The 408-nt window shown below is 66.4% G+C and carries 1 protein-coding gene; it reads left to right on the top strand.

The window, feature by feature from the left end:
• On the top strand, positions 1–368 hold a 368-nt coding region (locus EN850_RS33845), incomplete at its 5' end, for a hypothetical protein (protein ID WP_210238014.1).
• Between the last annotated feature and the right edge of the window lie 40 nt (positions 369–408).

The following is a 408-nucleotide window of genomic DNA, read 5'->3' as shown; positions in this document are numbered from 1 at the left end:
GCGCGGATGATGCGCGGGCGCGCGGCGCAGGAGGGGATCTGTCAATGAGGACACTGATGTGGGGGCTGGTCGGGCTGTTCGTGGCGTACGTGGCCGGTTGCTCGGCGATCTCGGCGTGGCATTCCCACGCGCTTGCCTCGGTCCCGGTCGGGGCGAGCAGGGCCGAGGTACTGCGGGCGCTGGGGCACCCTGACGTGGTGGAGCACGCCGGTGCTCCCTTTACCCGCTATGCCAGCCGTGGATGCAGTGGTCGCTGTGCGCAGCGATGGTGGTATGAGAACCGGCTGCGCCTGGATACCCAAGCCTGGTCGGTAGAGCTGGATGCTTCCGATCGCGTGCTCGCAACGTCGCGCTGGACATCACCGTAGAAGATCGCGACGAGCGCATGCGTATCCAACGACCTTTCAT

Origin of the sequence: Mesorhizobium sp. M8A.F.Ca.ET.207.01.1.1 (genome assembly GCF_004794715.1) — a bacterium.
GTDB lineage: Bacteria > Pseudomonadota > Alphaproteobacteria > Rhizobiales > Rhizobiaceae > Mesorhizobium.
Note: the sequence above shows the minus strand (reverse complement) of the source record. Positions and strands in the feature narration are given on the sequence as shown.